The organism is Micromonospora sp. CPCC 205539 (genome assembly GCF_036906815.1).
In the GTDB taxonomy this organism is placed as follows: domain Bacteria; phylum Actinomycetota; class Actinomycetes; order Mycobacteriales; family Micromonosporaceae; genus Micromonospora.
Genome location: NZ_JBAKHW010000008.1, coordinates 62,445 through 81,045, shown reverse-complemented (window position 1 = coordinate 81,045; position 18,601 = coordinate 62,445). Strand labels below are relative to the sequence as shown.

The window sequence follows — 18,601 nt, the reverse complement described above, 5'->3', positions numbered from 1 at the left end:
GGTCTCGGGACCTGCGTGACAGATCAGTCTCGGGACGTGGGCGAGACGTCCGGCTAAACGATCTCCCCTTCGTTCCGCAGTAGGTGCGATGATGCTCCTCGCCTGCCAGAGCTGCGGTTGGCGGGATCGGAGGGGGCGCGGCAGTGAGGTATGTCAGCGTTGAGCGGACCAGCCACGGCATGGCTCTGGACCCCGAGACATACCTACGGCAGTTGCCGTCACTTGCTGACTCGTTGCCCGAGGGAGCACGCAGGTTCGCTACGGACCCCGGCCACTACGACTTTTTCGGTCAGCGGTGCGTCAAGAACCTGAGCCCCGCGCGACTGACGTCCGGTGAGACGGACGGAAGCCGCTGGCTTGAGTTGTACCTGCGGCACAACTGTTGGAAGCACGAGGAAGACCTGACGATCCGCTACAGCGGCGTGCAGAGCCTGACGATTGAGCCGGCCGACCAAGGGCTGAACGTGGCCCAACTCCGGGACATGATGCTGGACGAAGTGCTGCCGCACGAACACGGGTGCCAACACGAAATCGTCTGTCTCTCCGGAAGGCTGATCGTGACGAGCCAGGACCTTGCGGCAACCTGGCTGTACACCGACTGCCCGGAGCGTGAGCCGCGTCAGTGAGCCGGCTCCGAGTGCCTGGTCCCACCTGATGCTTCACGTTTCGTCCCAGCAGATACACGACAGCCGGGCCTTGATTGCTCGTTCGGCGTGGTCACGGTCGGTGGCAGCTGGGCTAGGCGCGGGGTGTGCAGGGACCAGTCAGCGATGGCCGTAGGCTTTGAGCATGAGCCGGAGCCTGACTCGGATTGCCGCCGAGCTGGAGGGGCTTACGCTGCTCGACTTCGACCCGATGAACATCGACGCCGACGGCGCCGGGCGGCTACAGGCGATCTGTGCCGAGCTGGTCGAGCGGGACGACCCGGAGCGCTGGGCACCGCTGCTCTACTCGCTCATGGAGCGCCTCGACGACGCTGACCTGGGCAGTCCAGGTCCGATCGTGCACGCCCTGGAGGCGTGGCGCGGCTACCCTCCGCTGCTCGCCGAATCGTTGCTCCGCAAGCCGACCCCGTTGACCGTCTGGATGGCCAACCGGCTACTCAACACCGGCCCTTCCGACACCTCCAATTGGCTTGAGCTGCTGCGACTGGCGACCAGGCATGCGGCGGCGTCGCCCGAGGCCCAAGCAGACGCGCGAGACTTCCTTGAACACCAAGCCAGCCGCCTGTAGCGCTGGAACGCGACGACATCCACGGCCGGGCTCGACTCGAACCTGAGGGCGGGCCGCTTGCGTCTCGCCGATCATGTCAAGCATGTGATGGGACGCCGGTGTGAAGCGAGATGCGCGCCCTGACCCGTTAGCAGTGAGCCAGGACGTGCCGTAGGGCCCCTCGCCTCGGTGAGGCCGGCACAGCGAAGGCCGATGAGCCCAGCGCCCCGAGGTCAACGTGGTCGCGACGGCGCAGAGTGCGTGAGGCTGGTAGCCGGCTATGTCAGCAAGGAGCTTGTGCGTCCGGCCCGACGGATAGCCCTCGCTGCCGCTCGTCGTGCAACACGGCGTGCACGAATTCGATATGCGGTTCAGCGGAGCGCTGTCTGCGTTCGGTCAATGCGTGGCGCACCAGTCTTAGAGTGGCTATGCTGCCGAGACGATCGAGATCGAGGGGTCTGTATGAGGAGATATGCACCTTCTTTCGTCACCAAGGAAGGCCCGATCCTCGTTCGAAGGCCCTGCGGTTCAGGTGTAGACAAATGGCTGTTGAGATGACCTTGGAGAAGGGCTTCCCGAGCCTGCTTGCTGACGCGAGGGGAGCCTCGAGAAGCGGTCAGGACAGCTACGTGCGGCTCACGGGTGCCGGCTTGTTGGTAGCCCTGATCGCGGCTGTGGGCGGTGCCACGAACGTGGACCTGTCAATAGGTGGCCGTGAATTCGATGCAGGCGGGGCTGTTGCCGGCGTTGCGTTCCTGGTCGGTATCGGCGTCACCATCTTCTTCCTGGTGACGAGACCGGAGCGCACCTGGTACGAAGGTCGCGCTGCGGCCGAGTCGATTAAGACGTTGTGCTGGCAGTACAGCGTAGGCGGGGGGATCTTCGGCCTGTCCAATGGTCAGGGGGCCACCCAACTGCTTCTCCTGCGTCTGCGGGAAGTGGTGGAAGCGATGAAGACGACCGAGTTGAGGGCTGTTGTCAGTGGCAGTCAAGTCACGGAGCAGATGACGTTGCTTCGTGACCAGCCTCTTTCGGTGCGTCGCGCCACCTATCTGCACGAGCGTCTGGACGGTCAGATCCAATGGTATTCAGACAGGGCCATCAGTAACCGGGCACGTGTGAAGCGGTGGTTCGCCGCAGCGATTTCCTTCCAGCTCGCCGGAGCTCTGCTGGGGATGATCAAAGCCTTCGGCATCGCCGAGGTGGATCTGCTCGGGGTTGCCGCCGCAATCGCGGCCGGGATAAGCGCTTGGGTGCAGACAAAAGACCATCAGAATCTGTCTGAATCGTACGCACTCGCGGCTAGGGAAATCGCACTGGTTCGTACGATGGGGGATCGGCAGGTCGACGAGGACGAGTTGGCCTGGTCGCGGTTCGTCGATGACGCAGAACAGGCGATCTCTCGGGAACACACCTCCTGGCTCGCCAGAAGGAGAGCGTGAGTCGAGCCTTGCCCATGTGCTCGCCTGGGGCGCGACCAAAGTTGAGGCCTATTTCAGACCGGTCGGTGGCAGCAGGTACGGCTCAGCGGGTGCCGCGTACAGGTCGCGGGTGCCGGTTGCGTTGGCGAGGAGGCTGGCGTATTCGGACAACTGCTCGCGGGTCAGGGCTAGCCTGGCCCGCAACTCGTCGGCGCGGTGCCACCGACGCTCGTGCTCCAACCGTGAGGCGCCGGCGCTGCGTAGGTCCTCCCATGCCTCCAGCTCAGGGTGCCAGTACGACAGGACGGGCCGAATGCCGTAGTTGAGCATCGTGACGACGGAATAGCCAAGGTTGAAATCGCTGTCGTTCGTGGATGCCGCCAGGTCCGGGCCGTACCGCCGGAGGATCTCGCGAAAGCTGCCGAACAATGAGTACATGCTCGATAACGCCTCGCGAAGGAGTCCGTGTTGCAGCGGAACCGCTGTCACTCGAGTGATCAGCTCGACGTGTAGCTCCCAGGCTGCGGCACGCTCAACGTCGTTCGGCACCCACGCAGCCCCGTGCTGGGCGTCCGGCAAGGACCTTGGCGGCTTGTCCTGCGGCTGCTGGACGCGACAGTCGCCACCGCTCCCAGGAAACTGAGGGCGGCTATTCGGTCGGCGCTTGCCCCGGACCACGTTCAGCAGACGTCTGCGGGCCTCGACCTCCGGCACATCGAACAGGTCCTCGCACAACAGCGCGGCGAGGATGCGGGGCGGGGTGACCATCTCCACCCGTAGGGGCAGGATCAGCGGCTGGGAGGCCTGCCTGTCGTGCAACAGGGCAGACCATTCGACCGTGGTGTGCCTCTCGGCGTCGAAATACCCCTCGGAGAACAGAGCGATCATCAGATCGCAGCGCTGCAGCGCATCCCGGATCTTGACAATGATGTTCTCGCCCACCTCCCAGTCCCAGAGACCCAATTCGACCCGATAGCCGGCATTCTGCAGCTCCCAGCCGACCCACTCCGCCCAGTCCCGGTCACAACCGGCGTGGCTGATGAATATCTGCGCCCTCGCGCTGGGTCCCGTGGCTGCCCGCACCGGTCCACTGTGCCGCTTCGGTCGATCATCTGCGAGAGGAGACCGCGGGCACCGGCCGTATGCTGGGCGGCGACCACGAGTACGGGCGGTCGGCCCGTCCGACAGAGCGGGTGTGTACGCGAGCCGATGAGTCGTGCCGTGGAGGAATCGAACCGGGCGATGCTGCGTGCCCGGGACGCGATGGACCGGGCGTACGCCGATCCGCTGGACATTCCGGCGCTGGCCCGGATCGCGCACGTCTCCGAGGCGCACTTCATCCGGACCTTCCGGGCCACCTTCGGCGAGACCCCGCACCGCTACCTGCAGCGGCGGCGGGTGGAGCGGGCGATGTCGTTGCTGGTCGAGACTCAGCGGGAGGTGACCGACATCTGCTTCGCGGTCGGCTTCAGCAGCCTGGGCACGTTCAGCCGGACGTTCCGGCAGATCGTCGGGGAGTCGCCGACGGATTTCCGCCGCCGGGCGGTGCCGACCAACGTGCCGTCCTGCTTCACCAAATCCTGGACGAGACCCAGCAGTTTTGGATAAGCAGCAGGTCAGGGTCGGCGTCTAGCGTGATTCCCATGACGATGAACGCGATCAGCCGCTCTCAGATCTACGTCCTCGACCAGGACGAGGCGCTCGACTTCTACGTGAACAAGCTCGGCATGGAGCTGAACACCGACCAGGATCTCGGCTTCATGCGCTGGCTGACGGTGAACCTGCCCGGCGACCCGGAGCGCGAGATCCTGTTGGAGAAGCCGGGTCCGCCAGCGATGGACCCGGCCACGGCCGAGCAGGTGCGGGAACTGCTCACCAAGGGCGCGCTGGGCGGCTCCCTCTTCATGACGACCGACGACGCCCACAAGACGTACGAGGGCTTGGTGGCCAAGGGTGTCGAGATCACCGACGAGCCGATGGAGCGCCCGTACGGGATCGACTTCGGCATTCGGGACCCGTTCGGCAACAGGATTCGCATCGGCCAGATGTTCCCGCGGGCCTGAGGGGCGCGGCCGATCGACGGGAGGCGTGGGGGTCGACTCTGCGCCTCCCGTCGTGATGGGCTGGGGGCATGACGACCCGGATCTTGTACCTGACCCGGCACGGCGAGCAGGAGAGCGCGGCGATGGAGTCGCCGGAGGCTGGCCTGTCCGAGCGGGGTCGGCGGCAGGCCCGGCTGCTCGGCGAGCGGTTGCGGGGTCGGCCGTTCGCCGCCGTGCACCACAGCCCGTTACGCCGGGCCGCGGAGACCGCCGAGCTGGTCGCGGCGTCGCTGCCCGGAGTCCCGGTGTACGGGACGGAGTTGGCCGGCGACCACCTCCCACACGACACGGATCCGGCCGGCCTGCCGCCGCGGTACGCCGAGTTCCTCGCCGGCTTCTCGGCGGTCGAGCGGGCCGACGGGCCACGGGTGACGGCGGCGGCGGTGGGGGAGTTCACTGGCCCGGTCGACGATGGAGCCGAGGAGGCCGAGCCGGTCCGCGAACTGGTCGTGACGCACAACTACCTGATCGCCTGGCTGGTCCGGCACGCCCTGGACGCGCCGGAGCGGCGGTGGCTGGGCTTGAATCAGCACAACACGGGACTGACCGTCATCCGGTACGGGTCGGCCGGGCCGCCCAACCTGATCGCGTTCAACGACGTGGCGCACCTGCCGGTGGAGCTGCGTGGCACCGGCCTGCCCTCGGACTACCTGGTCTGAGCGCCCGCCGGTCAGACCGTGGCCCGCAGGAGGAGCTCGACCAGCGCCCGGGTGGCCGGGGGCGGCGCCTCGTCGGTCGGGCAGTCGGTGTACCCGGTCTCGAGGGTGCCGACGGTCACCCGATAGGTGAACACGTCCGCGCAGCCGGTCGGGGTGGTCGTGCGGCGCGCCTCGGCGGCCAGCCGTGGGTCGGCGGTCAGCCCACGTAGCCGGCCGAGGTCGGCCGAGCTGAGGCGGCCGGTACGGCGGCTGCCCGCCCGGTCCACCGCGGTCCACTGACCGTCGGGTTCGACGGTCACCCGGTCGCCGCGGCCGGCGAAGCCGCCGGTGCGGGTGAGCGCCACCGGGCCGGCGGTGTTGCTGGTGGCGCCGGGGAGCGGGACGGTCGGAGCGGGGGCGCCCGGGGTGGTGGGGGCGCTGGTCGGCGGTGACGAAGAGCTGGTGGCGGGGGCGGTGCCGGCCGGGTCGGCGCTGGTACAGCCGGCCAGGACGGCGACCAGCAGCGTAGTCAGGACGCCGGTTGTCGAGGCGGGTCTCATGCCGCTCCGACGCGCGGGTCCAGCGGCCGGTTCCCTGGTTGCATCCATCATCCGAACGGCCACTGTCGATGTCTGGGAGCGGTCCAAGGCTTCTCTTTTCCCCAACACATCGCTATATCTACATGCGTGACTACCCCCGTCACAACCTCTTCCCTTCCAGGAGGGCACGTGAAACGAACCATCGCCGCTGTCAGCGCAGCGCTGCTCACCAGCGGCCTGCTGACCTGCGTCGCCACCGCGGCGCACGCGGCTCCGCCCACCGCCCCCGCGCCGGATGCCTCCGCCGCGGCCCAGGCAGCGACCGTCCTACGAACGAACCCCGGCGCCGTCCAGGGTTCGAACGCCGAGTCCTACCAGGTGTACAGCACCAAGGTGGACGCCACGGGTGCCACACACACCCGCTACACCCGGACCTATCACGGGCTGCGGGTGTACGGCGGTGACTTCGTCATCCACGCCGCGCCGAACGGCACCTACGCCGGCAGCTCGGTCGGTCTGGCCGCACCGCTGACCCTCGGCACCACGGCCAAGATCTCGGCCGCGGCGGCGAAGAAGACCGCTCGCGCCGGGTTCACCGGCAAGGCCGAGGCGGTGGGCGCCCCGGAGCTGTTCGTCGACGCCAGCTCCGGTCAGGGCCGGCTGGCCTGGGAGACCGTGGTCAGCGGCTGGCAGCCCGACGGGCAGACCCCGTCCCGGCTGCACGTGATCACCGATGCCACCACCGGCGCGGCCGTCGGATCGTTCGACGAGATCGAGTCGGTGGTCGGCAGCGGCCAGGGCATCTACACCGGCACGGTCAGCATCGACACGACGCTCTCCGGTAGCACCTACCAGATGATCGACCCGTCGCACGGCAACGGCCGTACCTGCGACATGAACAACGGCACGTCCACCTGCACCACCTTCACCGACGCCGACAACGCGTGGGGCAACGGCGCCAACTCCAACCGGCAGTCCGCCGCCGTGGACGCCCACTTCGGTGCCGCCAAGACGTTCGACTACTTCAAGAACGTGCACGGCCGCAACGGCATCTTCGGCAACGGCCAGGGCGTGCCGAGCCGGGTGCACTACGGCAACAACTACGTCAACGCGTTCTGGGACGGTGCCCAGATGACCTACGGCGACGGGTCGAGCAACTCCCGCCCGCTGGTCTCGCTGGACGTGGCCGGGCACGAGATGAGCCACGGCGTCACCGAGGCGCTGTCCGGCCTGGTCTACTCCGGTGAGTCCGGCGGCCTCAACGAGGCCACCAGCGACATCTTCGGCAACATGATGGAGTTCTACGCCGCCGCGCCGAGCGACCCGGGTGACTACCAGGTCGGCGAGAAGATCAACATCAACGGCAACGGTACGCCGCTGCGCTACATGTACAACCCGTCGCTGGACGGCTCGTCCGACAGCTGCTGGTCCACCGGCACCAAGAACAAGGACGTGCACTACTCCTCCGGCGTGGCCAACCACTTCTACTTCAACCTGGCCGAGGGCACCGGCTCCACCGCGTACGGCACCTCGCCGGTCTGCGGCTCCGCCCCCGCGGTGACCGGCATCGGCCGGGCCAAGGCGGAGAAGATCTGGTACCGGGCGCTGGACGTCTACTTCACCTCCAACACCTCGTACGTCAACACCAGCAACCCGGCGAACACCGCGCGGGCCTACAGCCTGCGGGCGGCCACCGACCTGTACGGCAGCTGCTCGACCGAGTACAAGACCGTGCAGGCCGCCTGGACGGCGGTGAACGTGGCCGGCAACGACGCGCCCTGCTCGACCGGCAACGACTTCTCGGTGGCGCTCTCGCCGACCGCCGGCTCGGTCAACCCGGGTTCCTCGGCGTCGACCACCGTGTCGACCGCGACCACCAGCGGCTCGGCGCAGACCGTGACGTTCTCCGCGTCCGGCCTGCCGAGCGGGGCGACCGCCTCGTTCAGCCCCGCCTCGGTGACCTCGGGCGGCTCGTCCACCCTCACCATCAGCACCTCGGCGAGCACTCCGCCGGGCACCTACTCGGTCACCGTGAACGGCGTGGGTTCGGTCACCCGGAGCGCGACCTACACGCTGACCGTGAACGGCAGCGGCGGCGGCTGCACGTCACCGGGCCAGAAGCTGGCCAACCCGGGCTTCGAATCCGGCGCGACCGGCTGGACCGCCAGCTCGGGCGTGATCACCACCGACAGCGGCCAGCCCGCCCGCACCGGGTCGTACAAGGCGTGGCTGGACGGCTACGGCAGCACCCACACCGACACGCTCGCCCAGTCGGTGAGCCTGCCGTCGGGTTGCTCGTCGTACCAGCTCAGCTTCTGGCTGCACATCGACTCGGCCGAGACCACCACCAGCGTCCAGTACGACAAGCTGAACGTGCAGGTGCTGAACTCGGGCGGGACCGTGCTGGCCACGCTGGCGACCTACTCGAACCTGAACAAGGCCGCCGGCTACACCCAGCGGACCTTCTCGCTGGCCGCGTACGCCGGCCAGACCGTCACCCTGAAGTTCACCGGCACCGAGGACTCCTCGCTGCAGACGTCCTTCGTGGTCGACGACACCGCGGTCAACGTCTCCTGACCTGACCGAGCGCCGCACCGGCCCGGCGGCCACCCTCACGGGTGGTCGTCGGGCCCGCGCCGTTATGGTCGCCGCATCGGTGGCATCGCCGGCTTGCAGGGGGAGGGACGGACGTGTCGGACGCGGAGTTGACCGTCGAGGTGACCGGACCGGTGGCGACCGTGGTGATCCACAACCCAGCCCGCCGCAACGCGATGACCGCTGCCATGTGGCGACAGCTTCCCGAGCTGCTGGACCGGCTGGAGCCAGACCCCGACGTGCGGGCGCTGGTGCTCACCGGAGCGGGCGACGCCTTCTGCGCCGGTGCCGACCTGGGCGACCTCGCCGAGCTGTTGGACGCTGGTGACGCGAGCATCGCGGTGGCTGCCGAGGAGCGACTGGCCCGCTTCGCCAAGCCGACCGTGGCGGCGATCCGGGGCGCCTGCGTCGGGGGCGGTTCCCAGCTCGCGGTCGCCTGCGACCTGCGGATCGCCACCGACGACGCCCGGTTCGGCGTACCCCCGGCGCGGCTCGGGCTGGTCTACCCGGCACCGACCACCCGCCGGCTGGCCCGGCTGGTCGGTCCGTCCGCTGCCAAGCATCTGCTCTTCACCGCCGATCTGATCGACGCCGAGCGCGCCCTGCGGATCGGCCTGGTCGACGAGGTCCTGCCAGGTGACCGGCTCGCCGCGCGCGTCGACGACCTCACCGCGACGATCGCGCAGCGTTCGCCGTTGAGCATCGCGGCCGCCAAGGAGATCGTCGACGACCGTGCCGGGCCGGCCCGGCTCGCGTGGTGGCACCAGAAGGTGTCGACCAGCGGCGAAGCCCGGGAAGGGGTGGCGGCGATGACCGAGCGCCGACTGCCCCGCTTCGCCTGGCGGCCACCGTCCGGCGACTGACCGCCATGATCGACACGAGATCGCCGAGATCGGGGTATCGCCGACTGCTGGATGCCGCGAGTTCGGCGATATCGCGTCGATCAAGTGGGCTGACGATTCATGGGGTTTGCGCGCCGGCTGGCGCTCAATCGCCCTCGCAACTCGGGTCACTTTCGCTAGTACGACAACGTGGCAGAGTTGACGGACCGAAAATCGGTGGTGTATCGGAATAGTTCGATGCCCGACTAGTGCCCGGCGGGGTCCGTGCGGCAGGCTGTCCGTCGTGCTGCGTGATCAGTTGCTTGCGGGCCGCTACCGGCTCTTGGAACGCCTCGGCAGTGGCGGCATGTCCGCGGTCCACCGGGCGTACGACGAGGTGCTCGAACGGGACGTCGCGGTCAAGGTGCTCGTCACCTCGGACGTCAACGCTCGACAACGGATCCGGGCCGAGGCCAAGGCGGCGGCGAAGCTGTCGCACCCGCACGTCACCAGCGTCTACGACTATGGCGAATCGCCGCTCGACGGCGCACCGGTGCCGTTCGTGGTGATGGAGCTGCTCGGCGGCCACACCCTCGAACAACGGCTGGCCGCAGGCCCGCTGTCCCCGCGCGCCGGCCTGCGGGTCTGTGCCGAGGTGGCCGCCGCGCTCACGGCCGCGCACGCCCAGGGCCTGGTGCACCGCGACATCAAGCCGGGCAACGTGATGCTCACCCCCACCGGGGCGAAGGTGCTCGACTTCGGCATCGCGGCGGTCGTCGGCGACTCGGAGATCGACTTTGAGGGGCGACTGCTGGGTACGCCGGCCTACCTCGCCCCGGAACGGCTGGCGGCCGGCGAGGTGCTGCCGGCCAGCGACGTGTACGCCCTCGGCCTGCTCATGCACACCGTCCTCACCGGTCGGTTGCCACAGAGTGCCGAGGCGCAGGCCGCGCCGCAAGGCCCGCAACCGCACACCGACGGTCCGCACCCGCACCCGCACCCGCGCACCGATCCGCACTCGCGTACCCATCCGGACACACCCACCGACCCGAACCTGCTGCCGGCCATCGACGGAGTGCCCGCCGAGGTCCACCGGCTCTACCGCTGGTGTCTGGCCCGGGACCCCGCCGACCGCCCACCGGCTGCCGAAGCGGCCCGAATCCTGCTCATCGCGGGCGGCCCGACCACCAGCGACAGATCGACCGCGAAGGCCACCAACGCCGCCAACTCCACCAACGCCGCTGGACACGTGGGCGCGGTGCCGGGTCGTACCCGAAGGCGGTCTTGGCGTCAGCACAGGCGGCGGGCGGTGCTGGCGGTCGGCGGCGCGGTGGTCGCCGTGGTGGCGATGGCCGGCTCGCTCGGCGACTTCAGCAACCGGCGGCAGGAAGCGGGCTTGTCGAGGACCGGCATCGGGTCGGGCGGCACCACCACCGTGGGGCTGCCGCTGGCCGCCGATCCGAGCGAGGTGACCCCTCGGCCCACCGCCGCCCCGGCCAGCGGCAGTCCGCCCAGCGCCCGGACCAGTCCGGCCGGTCCGGTGGGTACGCGTGCTCCGAACCCGTCGGCGAGCAGCACCGGACAGCCCTCCGCCGGGGTTGCGTCCACCCCTCAGCCTGCGCCGAGCCCGGCGTCGGGGATTCCGGTGAGGGCTCGCGGTGGGACGGTCACCGTCCGCTGCGTCGGTGGGTCGGCTGAGGTGCTGGCGGTGGCACCCGCATCCGGGTTCCGGGCCGAGGCGTACGACCCGGGCCCGGCGAAGCGGGTCGAGGTCGTACTGGTCTCGAACGAGCACAGCAGCCAGATTCGGGTGAGCTGTCCCAGCGGCCGCCCAAAGCCGAAGGTCAAGGAGCGCGCCAACTGACCGGGGCCGGCGGGTGCCGCGCCGGGGGGCGTACCCCCAGCGCGGCCCCCCGTTCCCGCCGGCCGGCCCGTCACGACCCGGCGAGCGCCGCCCAGCCCGGGTTCACCGGCTCGCGGCGCAGCGGCATGCCCGCCTCGGCCGGCGTCCGGTCGCCCTTGCGCTGGTTGCAGCCGTAGCAGGCGGCGGTGGTGTTCCGCCAGGTGTTCCGGCCACCGCGCGAGCGGGGCAGGACGTGGTCGATGGTCGACGCCGGGCCGCCGCAGTACGCGCAGCACCGGTCGTCGCGGCGCAGCACTCCCGCGCGGGACCAGGCCGGCCCGGAGCTGAACCGCCACCGGGTGACCACGTAGCGGACCAGCCGTACGACCCGGGGCATCGGGAAGACCCCGATCACCTGGTCCGGCTCGGCCTCGTGGATCTCGGCGACCCGGCGGCAGAGCATCCGGACGGCGTGTTGGACGGTGACCCGGTGCAGCGGGCCGAGGTCGGCGTTGATGACGAGGACGGCGTCCACCGGGATCTCCTTCCAGAGTGGTGCCGGACGGCGAAGAGCCGCCCGGTCCGGCTGTCGGACGGGCGGCTCGGCGCGTACGGGTACGCGTCAGTCGGGCCGGCCCGCCCTGGGACCTTCCGCTCGGCAACCGTCACCGGGCAGCGTCGATGGCACGGTGGTGACGTGCGACATCGTCATGAGCTGCTCCCGCGGCGGTGGTTGACCTTGCGCGATCACGGTAGGTCGGCGCGGGAGAGACGGGCAACGTATTTCGATCGCCCCTCCGGCTCGTCGGGGCGGCGTTGGCGGCGGGTCCGGGTGGTTCCTCCGGCCGTCTGTCGGGCAGCCGCCAGCGGGCGGTCCAGGCGCACGGCCATCCGCGCGGTGAGCTCGCTGTCCAGCAGCGGCCGGTTGACCTCGCCAGCTATCTCCAGCGCCGGCCCGGACACCGATCGCCAGATGGCGGCCAGCCCGGCGCCGAGCCCCACCAGGGCGACGGTGGCCCGGGTGGTCGGCGACCCGGCGGCCGCGGCGGCGCTCACCCCGACCACCGCGAAGAGCACCAACAGCAGCGGCACCAGCACCGGCCAGAAGATCCCCCGGGCCGCCTGCGCCACCAGTCGCCGGTCCCGGATGATCAGATTCCGGGCGACCACCGCGTAGTCCTCCTCGTCGAGCAGGTCGCGCGGATGCAGGCCACCGGTGAGCACGTCGCGCCACAGGTGCCCCTGGTTGCGCAGCTCCCGGCTCAGGTCGGCGGGTTTCGGCTCGGCCGGGTCGCCCCGGCCGGCCCGATCCACCGCCGCCGCCCAGGCGGCCAACGACCGACGTACGACGGCGGCCGAGTACGGCGGCAGCACGCTCGCCAGCTCGTCCAGCCACCGGCTGATCTGGATCTGCCGGCCGCCGAAGCGCTGGAGCAGTTGGGCGGCATCGCCGGCTCGGACGGTGTCGGCCAGCGACCGGCCCAGCCGGTAGGCCAGCCCGACCCGGTGGTTGGTGGCCATCGCCCAGCGCAGCACCTCCACGTTGAGGTCGTCGAGGGCGAGCAGCAGCGGCGCGAGTTCGTCCGGGCCGGGCCGGTCCAGGTCGGGCAGTCGACCACGGGCGGCAGACGAGTCGGGCAGTGGCCCGGCGTGCCGGGTGAGTTCGGCGATCTGCGCCAACGCGACGTCCACGCCGTCGAGGTACATGCGCATCCGCCGAGGGGTGGACATCTCGGTGAGGTTGGAGAGCTTGGCCGGTGGGCCGGCCGGGCGGGCGGGAGCGGTGGCGGTGCCGGGATCGGCGTGCTGCCCGTGGTGGTAGGCGTCCGCCATCCACCAGCCCAGTCGAAGGGCGATCACGACACAGGAGCGCTCATCGTGGATCAGCGGGTACGGGTCGCCCCGGTCGGTCTCCTCGACCAATGGACGGTGCTCGTCGCCGGCGCGGTGCAGTGGTGACATCCCCCGCTGCCCTCCCGCCCGGTCGATCGACGGATGATCAACCGAGCGTACGACAAGGGAACGTCGCTTATGGGTGATTTGTTAGTTTTGTTGACCGCGGCCGGCCAGCAGACCCCGGGGTCGGACCGAGCGCACCGGCTCGGCCGAGCCACCCTCGGCGCGCAGGATGTGGTTCGCGGCGATGATGCCGGTCGCCGCGGAGCGTTCCATCAGCGCGCTCGGGAAGTCCGTGGCGATCCCGTCCCCCGCCAGATAGAGGCCGACGGCGTCGGTGCGTACGCCGGGGCGCCAGGCGTGGCTGCCCGGAGTGAACGCCGGTGCCTGCGCCTCCACCCGGGCGCGTAGCTCGCGGACCCGCAGGCCAGCGGCCTCCGGCCAGAGCGCCACCAGCTCGCGGCGCATCCGCTCGGCCAACTCCTCGGCCGGCACCCCGGGATCGCAGGCGTACGCGTGCAGCTCGACAACCGAGCCGCCGGTCCGTCGCGCCCAGCGCCGCGACTCGTTCTCCAGCCGGTGATAGAGCGTCACCGAGTCCAACGTGGGTTGCCGGGACACTCCGCTGAACACCGCCCGTCCGGGCGCGACGTCGCCGTCGCACCAGTAGCGCGCCACCGCGTACGGCGGGCCGGGCCTGCCGAAGGCGGGCATCCGCGCCACCAGCTCCGGCGCCTGCTCGGCCAGGTCGGGGGAGGCCCTGACGAGCGCGGCGAGGGCCGGAGGGTCGACGGCGAGCACCACGTGGCCCGCGGCGTGGCTGCTGCCGTCGGCGGTCGTCACCCGCCAACCGTCGGCGCCACGATGCACGCCGGTCACGGTGGAGCCGGTCGACACCCGGCCGCCGTGCTTCTCCACGTGTCGGGTCAGCGGCTCCCAGATCGCCGTCGCGTAGTCCTCGTCCGGGCAGTCGAACGCCAGCCCCTCCGGGTTGCCGAGCAGGTAGAAATGGAACTGCGCGACCATCTCGGCGGCCGACATCTCCGCCTCGTGGTTGAAGAACGAGTGCGAGAAGACCTCGAACAGCATGGCCCGGGCCCGGTCCGGCAGCCGCAGCGAGGCCAGCAGATCGTCGGCGGTCGTGTCGTCCAGCTCGGCGTAGGTGCGGACGGGGTCGTAGCTGAGCAGCGGCAGCGCGGCGTCCCGGTCCATCCGCCGCAGGTCGGCCAGGCGCAGGCTGGGGCTGCGCAGCAGCAGCGCGAGCAGGTTCGCCGGCGGCGCGGGCGGCAGCCGGCCGAACTCCTCGGTCGGCCACTGCGCACTGAGGATCGGATAGCCCGGAATCGGCCTGAGAAAGCCCAGGTCGGGGTCGACCCGGCGCAGGATGGACCGCCAGTTGTAGTACTGCCGGAAGAACGCGTGGAAGCCGTGTTCGTTCTGCTGCGTGCCGTCCGGGAGTGCCTCCGGCCAGGCGCCGAGCCGGCCGCCCACGGTCGGTGCCGCCTCCAGCACCGTCACCGTCACACCCCGCTCGGTCAGCACCACCGCCGCCGACATGCCGGCGATGCCGCCACCCACCACCACCGCCGAGACCGGTTGCGGCACGCGGTCGGCCCCACCACCGCCGGGGTCCACCTGGTGTTGGCGTACACCGAGAAACCGACCCACCACTTGCGACAGCGCCATGAGCACCTCCGGGAGTGACGGAGGGTCCAGTCTGCCGCACCGAGCGTCAGTCGGCTGGTAGGCAACGGTGGGCGCGATCGGAGGCGGGCCAGACGTACTCCAGGTCCGCCGGCACGTCCTCGCCGAAGATCGGGGCGTAGTGCGCGGGATCCTTGCGCAGCAGGGACGAGCGGTGGCTCAGGTGCAGGTCGTCGCGGCCCAGCCAGGGTGGCAGGTCACCGGCCTCGGCCAACTCGTCCTGGGTACGCACCGGGCCACCCCCACAGGCGGTGGCGAGGTCGACGGTCAACGTGGTGGCGCAGGTGTCGGCCCGCCCCGGCTCGGACCACACCGCGCACATGTCCAGCCCGTACCGGGTGAGCGCCTCCTCGTACCCGGCCCACATCTTCACGGCCGGGTGGTTGCGCCAGCCGTACCCGGGCCAGGTGAGCCCGCGTAGTACCTGGATGGCCTCCACCCGCTGCTTGCCCAGCCGTTTCTGGTCCAGCGTGCGGGCGCTGGCCAGGAAGCCCGGGTACGGGAGGAAGGTCTGCATGCCGCTGCTCTACCCGCCACCCGGGCTGGCATGCCTGCTCGGGGATGATCCGGACAGGGTCGCCCGCCGTGGTCGTGCTGGTTACGATCCGGGCATGGCGGAGCCGTGGCGGGACCGGGCGCGACGAGCGGTCGACTGGAACTGGCGGCTGCGGTCCGCCGGTGACCCGCGTCCGCACTACGTGATCTGCGGGCGGGACGCGCTCGCCTACTACGTGGCCCGGGCGATGCTCGAATCCGAGCTGCCGGACGGCGGCGCCCGGGTGACCGTGGTGGTGCCCGAGCGCTACCGCAGCAACGGTCCGGACGTGGCCGGGCTGCGCGGGCTCCGGGTGGTCCGCTCGGACCGGCTGGACGTGGCCACCTTCGAGGCCGCCGGCCTGGCCGGGGCGGCCGGGTTGGCGCTGCTGCACCAGGACGACGTCGGCAATCTCTACGCCGCGCTCTGCGCCCAGGCGGTCGACCAGCGGGTCCGCCAGGTGCTGCGGATGTTCAACGGCACCCTCGCCGACGGCGTCCGCAAGCTGCTCAAGGCGCCGGTCGAGGTGCTCTCCGACGCCGAGATGGCCGCGCCGGCGTTCGTGGCCGCCGCGCTCGGTGAGGTCGACCCGAGCTCCTTCCAACATCGGGACAAGACGCTGCGGGTGGCCCGCCGGGCCGACGTCCGGCCGCAGGACGTGGTCTGCGCGCTGGCCCACATCACCGAGCAGCAGGGGGTGGAGTTGCTGCCGGCCGAGCAGGCCGGTGCAGACCTGGTGCTGGCCGAGGCGACCGGGCAGCCGCCCGGCACCGAGGTCGCCGCCCGTCGGCTGGTCCGGGCGCGTCGCCGCCGTCGCCCGATGACGGTGCTCATGGGCGCGGTACGCGGCTTCGCCACCCGCAAGATCGGCGTCGCGGTGATGCTGGTGCTCGCGGTTATCGTGGTGCTCGGGGCGTTGATCTCCCGAGCCGAGGGCGTCTCCCCGGCCGAGGCGCTCTACCTGACGCTGGTCACCACGCTCAGCGGCGCCGACCCGGACACCGGCAAGGCGGCCAGCGCACAGATCATGCAGGTCGTGCTCAACCTCGCCGGGTTGGCGCTGATCCCGCTGATCACCGCCGTGGTGGTGGACGGCATCGTCAACGCGCGGCTGGCCCTGCACACCGGCCGACTGCAACCGCACCGCGCCGGGCATGTCGTGGTGATCGGCCTCGGCAACGTGGGGACCCGGGTGATGGCCCAGCTCCGCGAGTACGACGTCGAGGTGGTCGCGATCGACAAGGACCCGGAGCCGCGCGGCGCCGCCCTGGCCCGCCAACTGGAGGTGCCGCTGATCGTCGGGGACGCCGCGCTACCGGAGATCCTCGTCGCCGCGTCGGTTGCCGACTGCCAGGCGTTGGTGGTGGCGTCGACCGACGACGTGGCCAACCTGGAGGCGGCGCTGGCCGCTCGGGACCTCCATGACGACCTGCGGGTGGTGCTGCGGCTCTTTGACGGTGACTTCGCCGAGCGGGTGGAGGAGGCTTTCGCTCTCGGGGTGTCCCGATCGGTCTCCTACCTGGCCGCCCCGGCCTTCATCGGGGCGCTCACCGAACGCGCGGTGATCACCACCATCCCGGTCGACCGCCACGCGCTGCCGGTGGCCGAGGTGCCGGTCGCTGCCGGCTCCGAGCTGGACGGCCGACCACTGGACGTGGTCAACCGGGACGGGCAGCTCCGGGTGATCGCCCGTACCCCGGCCGGCGGCGGCAAGACCATCTGGTGGAAGGACCTCGACCCCCGACAGGTGATCTTCGCGGGTGACCGACTCACCGTGGTCGCCCGCCGACGTGGGCTGGACTGGCTGACCCGGCAGTCCGCCCCGCCCGCCCGTGGCGGCCCGGCGCATCGGCCGTCCGGTTCCGTGCCGGGCGGGGAGTCGGCCCGACCACCAGCGTCCCTTGAATCGGCGCCGGCGGAGTGGCAGGTCCACGCCTCCGCGCCCGGCGCGGCTCATCCCGTGCCGACTGCGGTGTCGGCCGACATCGGCTCACCACCGCCGGGCAGTCGGCCGAGCGCGACGCCAGCACGGCGTAGCCCGCCCGACCGGTCAGCGCCCCCGTTGGCGCAGGAGGTGCCAGGCAGCACCGAGAGCGAGCACGCCGAAGCCCGCGAGCACGCTGGCCAGCGGCAGGTTGACCGCGAGCAGTAGGCAGCCGACCAACCCCACGCCGGCGAGCACCTGTACCGGCAGCCGCCGCCCAGACTCTCGGCCCAGCGTCAGCGCCGCCGCATTGGTGATCGCGTAGTAGACGAGCACCGTGCAACTGGAGAAGCCGATCGCGTGCCGTACGTCGGCGAGCAGCACCACCAGGATCACCACGGCGGCCACCGCCAGCTCGGCCCGGTGCGGCACCTGACGCACCGGGTGCACTGCGGCCAGCGCGCCGGGCAGGTCGCGGCGGCGGGCCATCGCCAGCGTGGTCCGGCCGACCCCGGCGACCAGGGACAGCAGCACCCCGATAACAGCGATGGTGGCCCCGGCGCGGACCACCCAGACCAGGCCGGGTAGCTCGGCTGCGGTGACCACGTCGACCAGGGGCGCGGCGGAACCGGCCAGCCGGTCGGCGCCGAGCACGCCGAGCGTGACCACGGCCAGCACCAGGTAGATCACGAGCACCACCCCGAGCGCCAGGGGCACCGCGCGGGGGATGGTCCGCTGCGGGTCGCGGACCTCCTCGCCCAGCGTGGCGATCCGGGCGTAACCGGCGAAGGCGAAGAAGAGCAGCCCGGCAGCGGTGAGCACGCCCCGTCCCGAGCCGCCGGGGTCGGTCAGCCGATCCAGGTGCACCGGCCCACCGACCGTGCCGACGACCGCGACCAGCACCAGCACCGCGACCACCAGGCTGACCAGCAGCTTCGTGGCGGTCGCCGTCCTGCTGATGCCGCGCAGGTTCACCGCGGTCACCGCGATCACCGCGCCGACCGCGACCAGCCGGGTCTGGCCGGGCCACAGGTACGCTCCGACGGTCAGCGCCATGGCCGCGCAGCTCGCGGTCTTGCCCACCACGAAGCCCCAGCCAGCCACGAAGCCGGCGAACGGCCCGAGGCGTTGCCGGCCGTAGACGTAGGTGCCGCCGGACTCCGGGTAACGAGCGGCCAACCTCGCCGAGCTGGTCGCGTTGCAGAAGGCGAGGAACCCGGCCAGCACCAGCGCGGGCAGCAGGCCGGCACCGCCGGCCGCCGCCGTGGCCGGGCCGAAGACCACGAAGACGCCCGCGCCGAGCATCGAGCCCAACCCGATGACAACCGCATCGAGTACGCCGAGCCGCCGCGCCAGTCGTGTCACCTGCCG

General features: G+C 70.8%; 17 protein-coding genes. 10 read left to right on the top strand and 7 right to left on the bottom strand.

Going from position 1 to position 18,601, the window contains the following annotated elements; translation table 11 throughout:
• The first annotated feature begins 179 nt into the window (after positions 1–179).
• The 3 genes from V6V47_RS09885 (at position 180) to V6V47_RS09875 (ending at position 2,654) form a co-directional block, all read left to right on the top strand.
• Complete coding sequence (locus V6V47_RS09885) at positions 180–626, top strand: hypothetical protein (protein ID WP_334627792.1); 447 nt, start codon at positions 180–182, stop codon at positions 624–626.
• A gap of 163 nt (positions 627–789) precedes the next feature.
• Positions 790–1,233: a hypothetical protein gene (locus V6V47_RS09880; RefSeq protein ID WP_334627791.1), complete on the top strand. Its 444-nt coding sequence runs from the start codon at positions 790–792 to the stop codon at positions 1,231–1,233.
• Positions 1,234–1,754: 521 nt separating this feature from the next.
• Entirely contained in the window at positions 1,755–2,654 is a 900-nt protein-coding gene (locus V6V47_RS09875) for a DUF4231 domain-containing protein (protein ID WP_334627790.1), read from the top strand.
• A gap of 48 nt (positions 2,655–2,702) precedes the next feature.
• Here V6V47_RS09875 and V6V47_RS09870 read toward each other — a convergent pair whose 3' ends face one another.
• Positions 2,703–3,716, bottom strand: coding sequence for a toll/interleukin-1 receptor domain-containing protein (locus tag V6V47_RS09870; protein ID WP_334627789.1), 1,014 nt, complete (start codon positions 3,714–3,716; stop codon positions 2,703–2,705).
• A gap of 126 nt (positions 3,717–3,842) precedes the next feature.
• Here V6V47_RS09870 and V6V47_RS09865 point away from each other — a divergent pair, with 126 nt between their 5' ends.
• From V6V47_RS09865 to V6V47_RS09855, 3 genes are all read left to right on the top strand, one after another.
• Entirely contained in the window at positions 3,843–4,241 is a 399-nt protein-coding gene (locus V6V47_RS09865) for an AraC family transcriptional regulator (RefSeq protein WP_334627788.1), read from the top strand.
• A gap of 35 nt (positions 4,242–4,276) precedes the next feature.
• Positions 4,277–4,696, top strand: a complete 420-nt coding sequence (locus V6V47_RS09860) for a VOC family protein (RefSeq protein ID WP_334627787.1) — start codon at positions 4,277–4,279, stop codon at positions 4,694–4,696.
• A 68-nt stretch (positions 4,697–4,764) separates the two neighbouring features.
• A complete protein-coding gene (locus V6V47_RS09855; protein ID WP_334627786.1) occupies positions 4,765–5,394 on the top strand; it encodes a histidine phosphatase family protein in 630 nt (209 codons plus the stop codon).
• A gap of 11 nt (positions 5,395–5,405) precedes the next feature.
• On the opposite strand, the gene V6V47_RS09850 is transcribed toward V6V47_RS09855, so the two are convergent.
• The gene (locus V6V47_RS09850) at positions 5,406–5,933 is read right to left on the bottom strand and encodes a hypothetical protein (protein WP_334627785.1); all 528 of its coding nucleotides are present in this window, start codon (positions 5,931–5,933) and stop codon (positions 5,406–5,408) included.
• A gap of 168 nt (positions 5,934–6,101) precedes the next feature.
• Between V6V47_RS09850 and V6V47_RS09845 the strand changes: the two genes are divergently transcribed.
• The 3 genes from V6V47_RS09845 (at position 6,102) to V6V47_RS09835 (ending at position 11,192) form a co-directional block, all read left to right on the top strand.
• A complete protein-coding gene (locus V6V47_RS09845) occupies positions 6,102–8,489 on the top strand; it encodes a M4 family metallopeptidase (protein ID WP_334627784.1) in 2,388 nt (795 codons plus the stop codon).
• 113 nt (positions 8,490–8,602) lie between these two features.
• Entirely contained in the window at positions 8,603–9,370 is a 768-nt protein-coding gene (locus V6V47_RS09840; protein WP_334627783.1) for an enoyl-CoA hydratase/isomerase family protein, read from the top strand.
• A gap of 262 nt (positions 9,371–9,632) precedes the next feature.
• Positions 9,633–11,192 (top strand): serine/threonine-protein kinase, encoded by a 1,560-nt coding sequence (locus V6V47_RS09835; protein WP_334627782.1) that lies wholly within the window; start codon positions 9,633–9,635, stop codon positions 11,190–11,192.
• A gap of 70 nt (positions 11,193–11,262) precedes the next feature.
• On the opposite strand, the gene V6V47_RS09830 is transcribed toward V6V47_RS09835, so the two are convergent.
• The 4 genes from V6V47_RS09830 to V6V47_RS09815 all read right to left on the bottom strand — a co-directional run bounded on the left by V6V47_RS09830 (position 11,263) and on the right by V6V47_RS09815 (position 15,288).
• Positions 11,263–11,706, bottom strand: coding sequence for an HNH endonuclease (locus V6V47_RS09830; RefSeq protein ID WP_334627781.1), 444 nt, complete (start codon positions 11,704–11,706; stop codon positions 11,263–11,265).
• A gap of 212 nt (positions 11,707–11,918) precedes the next feature.
• Positions 11,919–13,133 carry a hypothetical protein gene (locus V6V47_RS09825; RefSeq protein ID WP_334627780.1) on the bottom strand — a complete coding sequence of 405 codons (1,215 nt, stop codon included), beginning with the start codon at positions 13,131–13,133 and terminating at the stop codon, positions 11,919–11,921.
• A gap of 81 nt (positions 13,134–13,214) precedes the next feature.
• Positions 13,215–14,753 carry a hydroxysqualene dehydroxylase gene (locus V6V47_RS09820; RefSeq protein WP_334627779.1) on the bottom strand — a complete coding sequence of 513 codons (1,539 nt, stop codon included), beginning with the start codon at positions 14,751–14,753 and terminating at the stop codon, positions 13,215–13,217.
• A 46-nt stretch (positions 14,754–14,799) separates the two neighbouring features.
• Positions 14,800–15,288: an MSMEG_6728 family protein gene (locus tag V6V47_RS09815; protein WP_334627778.1), complete on the bottom strand. Its 489-nt coding sequence runs from the start codon at positions 15,286–15,288 to the stop codon at positions 14,800–14,802.
• A 94-nt stretch (positions 15,289–15,382) separates the two neighbouring features.
• Here V6V47_RS09815 and V6V47_RS09810 point away from each other — a divergent pair, with 94 nt between their 5' ends.
• Positions 15,383–17,458, top strand: coding sequence for a potassium channel family protein (locus V6V47_RS09810; protein WP_334627777.1), 2,076 nt, complete (start codon positions 15,383–15,385; stop codon positions 17,456–17,458).
• On the opposite strand, the gene V6V47_RS09805 is transcribed toward V6V47_RS09810, so the two are convergent.
• Entirely contained in the window at positions 17,357–18,595 is a 1,239-nt protein-coding gene (locus V6V47_RS09805) for an APC family permease (RefSeq protein WP_334627776.1), read from the bottom strand. The genes V6V47_RS09810 and V6V47_RS09805 overlap by 102 nt on opposite strands.
• Positions 18,596–18,601 lie beyond the last annotated feature (6 nt).